Raw genomic sequence first — 4,089 nt, 5'->3', positions numbered from 1 at the left:
CCGGCCCGGTGGTCGGGTCGGGCGCCGCCCGGTGTCCGGGGCGGCAGCCGGCGGTCAGGCTTCGCGGGAGCCCTCGTACATCGCCTCGATGACGTCGGTGTACTCGCGCTCCACCACGGGCCGCTTGACCTTCAGGCTCGGGGTGAGCTCCCCGTGCTCGATGTCCAGGTCCCGGGGCAGTACCGAGAAGTTCTTGATCGTCTGCCAGCGCTGGAGGTCGGCGTTGACCCGCTGGACGAAGCCGTCGATCAGCTCGCGCACCTCCGGTGCGGACACGACCTCGGCGTAACCGCGGCCGGCGAGGCCGTGGGTCGCCGCCCACGGCATGATCACTGTCTCGTCCAGCGCGATGAGCGCGGTGCAGAAGTTCCGGCCGTTGCCGATGACCAGGATGTTGCTGACGAAGGGGCAGACGGCCTTGAAGCGGCCCTCGATCTCGGTGGGCGCCACGTACTTGCCGCCGGAGGTCTTGAACAGGTCCTTCTTGCGGTCGGTGATCCTGACGAAGCCGTCCTTGTCGACCTCACCGATGTCGCCGGAGTGGAACCAGCCGTCGCTCTCCAGCACCTCCGCGGTCTTCTCCGGCAGGTTGTGGTAGCCGCGCATCACGCCCGGGCCCCTCAGCAGGACCTCACCGTCGTCCGCGATCCGGACCTCGGTACCGGGCAGCGGCCTGCCGACCGTGCCCACCCGGTAGTCGTCGGCGGGGTTGACCGTGCAGGCGGCGCTGGTCTCGGTCAGGCCGTAGCCCTCGAGCACGTGCACGCCCGCACCGGCGAAGAAGTAGCCGATGTCGGGGGCGAGGGCCGCGCTGCCGGACACGCTGCCCCGCAGGTTGCCGCCGAAGGCCGCGCGGATCTTGCCGTACACCAGCTTGTCGGCGACGGCGTGCCGCACGGTGAGCGACAACGGCACCTTGGCGTGCCCGGTCGCCGTCATGCTCTCCTGGCGGGTCCTGGCGTAGTCGCGGGCGACCTTCGCGGCCCAGAGGAAGATCCTGTACTTGACGCCGCCTTCGGCTCTGGCCTTGCTCGCGATGCCGTTGTAGACCTTCTCGAAGATGCGTGGCGCGGAGGCCATCAGAGTGGGCCGGACGGCGGGCAGATTGGTGATGATGCGGTCGACGCGCCCGTCCACCGCCATCACGTGACCGGTCCGGATCTGCCCGGAGATCAGGGCCTTGCCGAAGACGTGGGACAGCGGCAGCCACAGGAACTGGACGTCGTCGGACCGCAGCAGTCCGACGGCCTCCTGCGCGACCCCCTGGTACGACCAGCAGTCGTGCACCAGGCGCACGCCCTTCGGCCGACCGGTCGTGCCGGAGGTGTAGATCAGGGTGGCGAGATGCTCCGGCTCGATCGCCCGGACCGCCTCCTCGACCGCGTCGGGATGCTCCTCCAGGTACACCGCGCCGCGCTTCTCCAGCTCGGCCAGGGACAGCACTTCCAGGCCCGCCACCTGCGGGGCGTCCGCCTGCGGGTCGAAGAGGATCGCGTGGTCCAGCTCGGGCAGGCCGTCGGCGTGGGCGACCACCTTGGCGAGCTGCTCGGCGTTCTCGACGAAGATCGCCCGGCTGCCGGAGTCGGAGAGGATGTACTCCGTCTCCTCGGCGTTGGTGCTGGGGTAGACGGCGGTGGCGGCGGCCCCCGCGAGCATCGCGCCCATGTCCGCGAGGATCCACTCCACCCTGGTGGAGGAGGAGATCGCCACCCGCTCCTCGGCGCCGACGCCGAGGGCGAGCAGGCCGGCCGCGATCGCCCGGACCCGGTCGGCGGTCTCCGCCCAGGTCAGCGAGCGCCACTGCTCGTCGCCGGAGGAACCGTCACCGACCGGCACCGGGAAGCGGTAGGCCTCGCGGTCGGGTGTGGCCTCGACCCTCGAGAGGAAGAGGTGCGCCACGGAAGCCGGGCGGTTCTCGACAAGGGACTGCTCTGCACTCACATTGACCTCCGGGCCCGGATGCGCCCACACGACTTGTTAACCGACAGGTAACCAGCGGGCTGTGGTGAGACTAAGGGGAAACCCGGCGATGCGTAAGAGGCGTCGTGCAAGAGGGGACGGCGGGGTTCCCCCTGGTCCGGCGGCTCGCGAGGCCGTCGGCCGCCGAGGAGGGGTCGGCGACGGCAGCAGCACGCCCTCGTCCACGGCCCGCCCTCACGGGCCCGCCGCCGGTGGACAGGGCGGTGACAAGGCGGCGGCAAGAGGGGACGGGCAGGCTGGCGCCGATGCGACGCCCGGGGAGCTCCGACCGGTTCGGAACCCGACGTCGAACGCGGCTCGACGGCCGGCTGGCCGGCTGGCCGCGTTCGCGAAGGCGGCGCCGGGGAGGAGGCACGGTGTCAGGGGAGAAACAGGCGGAAGCATCCCTTTCGGGTCCGCTTTCCCCCGCTCGCGTGCCGACGCTCCCCGTCGCATCATGCAACAGGCGGCCCGCCGCGCTTCCCTCGTCCGAGGAGCCGACGGAGGAGCGATCACCCGCACTCCGCCGGGCCGAGCGGCCCGCCGTTCCGCGCCACTGCCCAGGAGGAGCATCATGCCTTTCATCACCGTCGGCCGGGAGAACAGCACCGACATCGACCTCTACTACGAGGACCACGGACAGGGCCGGCCGGTGGTGCTCATCCACGGCTACCCCCTGGACGGGCAGTCCTGGGAGAAGCAGCTGCCCGTGCTGCTCGATTCCGGACACCGGGTCATCACCTACGACCGCCGCGGCTTCGGCCGGTCCAGCCGACCCACCACCGGCTACGACTACGACACCTTCGCCGCCGACCTCAACACGGTGATGGAGACCCTCGACCTCACCGACGCCGTACTGGTCGGCTTCTCCATGGGCACCGGCGAAGTCGGCCGCTACCTGGGCACCTACGGTTCGGGACGGGTGGCGAAGGCCGCGTTCCTCGCCGGTCTCGAGCCCTACCTGCTCAAGACGGACGACAACCCCACGGGCGTCGACGGGGAGGTGTTCGAGGGCATCCTCGCGGCCGTCAGCCAGGACCGCTACGCGTACTTCACCGAGTTCTACCAGGCCTTCTACAACCTCGACGAGAACCTGGGCTCCCGCATCAGCGAGGACGTCGTCCGGGCCAACTGGGCGACCGCGGCCGGCGCGTCCGCCCACGCCTCGCGCGCGGCCGTCCCCACCTGGACGACGGACTTCCGCGCCGACATTGCCAAGATCGACGTGCCGGCGCTCATCCTGCACGGCTCCGCCGACCGGATCCTGCCGATCGAGTCGACGGCCATCCCCTTCCACGAGGCCCTGCCCGAAGCCGAGTACGTGGTCATCGAGGGCGCTCCGCACGGCCTGCTGTGGACCCACGCCGACGAGGTGAACAAGGCTCTGACAGCCTTTCTCTCCAGGTAGTCCGAACCCCGGCGGCCCCGCTCGGCGCATCGGCCGAGCGGGGCCGCGACCAGCGTCCCGGGGCGGGGCGGGCTCCGGTGCGATCAGTCCGGGCCGGGCGCGGTGAGAAGCGGGAAGTGAGACGGTTGAACACCGCACCGCTGCGGGCCGTACCCCCGGTGAAGCGTCCACGCATCGAAAGGTCAGCCACCATGTCGCAACCAGTGACCACCCGTCGCACCCTGCTCGCCGCCGCCGGCGCAGCCGGAATCGCCGCCTCACTCACCGCCTGCGGCGGCGACTCAGGGTCGAACGGCGCATACGGCGGTGGCAACGACACGGAGGCCCCGCCGGCCGAGGAGTCCACCGGCGGGCAGTCGGACGGCGGTCAGCCGGAGGGCGGCGGCGCGGAACTGGGCAGGACGGCTGACATCCCCGAGGGCGGCGGCACGGTCTTCAAGGACCAGAAGGTGGTCGTGACGCAGCCGACCAGCGGGGAGTTCAAGGCCTACTCCGCCGTCTGCACCCACCAGAACTGCCTGGTGGCGGAGGTGTCGGACGGCACCATCAACTGCGCCTGCCACGGCAGCAAGTTCAGCATCACCGACGGCAGCGTGACGAACGGTCCCGCCCAGCAGCCGCTGCCCGCGGCCGACATCTCGGTGGACGGTGACGCCATCCGGATGGCGTGACCGGCGCGGGGACGGGCGGCGTCGGCGCCGGGTGCGACCGAGGGCACCCCG

Annotated in this window: 3 protein-coding genes; 2 read left to right on the top strand and 1 reads right to left on the bottom strand. The window is 71.1% G+C overall.

The window, feature by feature from the left end; all coding sequences use genetic code 11:
- Positions 1 to 54: 54 nt before the first annotated feature.
- Positions 55 to 1,941 (bottom strand): AMP-dependent synthetase/ligase, encoded by a 1,887-nt coding sequence (locus ACYVE9_RS17890; RefSeq protein ID WP_461028882.1) that lies wholly within the window; start codon positions 1,939 to 1,941, stop codon positions 55 to 57.
- Positions 1,942 to 2,533: 592 nt separating this feature from the next.
- Here ACYVE9_RS17890 and ACYVE9_RS17885 point away from each other — a divergent pair.
- Positions 2,534 to 3,367 (top strand): alpha/beta fold hydrolase, encoded by an 834-nt coding sequence (locus ACYVE9_RS17885; RefSeq protein WP_461028881.1) that lies wholly within the window; start codon positions 2,534 to 2,536, stop codon positions 3,365 to 3,367.
- Positions 3,368 to 3,558: 191 nt separating this feature from the next.
- Positions 3,559 to 4,038, top strand: coding sequence for a Rieske (2Fe-2S) protein (locus ACYVE9_RS17880; protein WP_461028880.1), 480 nt, complete (start codon positions 3,559 to 3,561; stop codon positions 4,036 to 4,038).
- Positions 4,039 to 4,089: the final 51 nt, after the last annotated feature.

Source organism: Streptomyces sparsus (genome assembly GCF_054776295.1).
The sequence above is the reverse complement of the archived record's forward strand: the minus strand, read 5'-3'. Positions and strand labels throughout refer to the sequence as shown.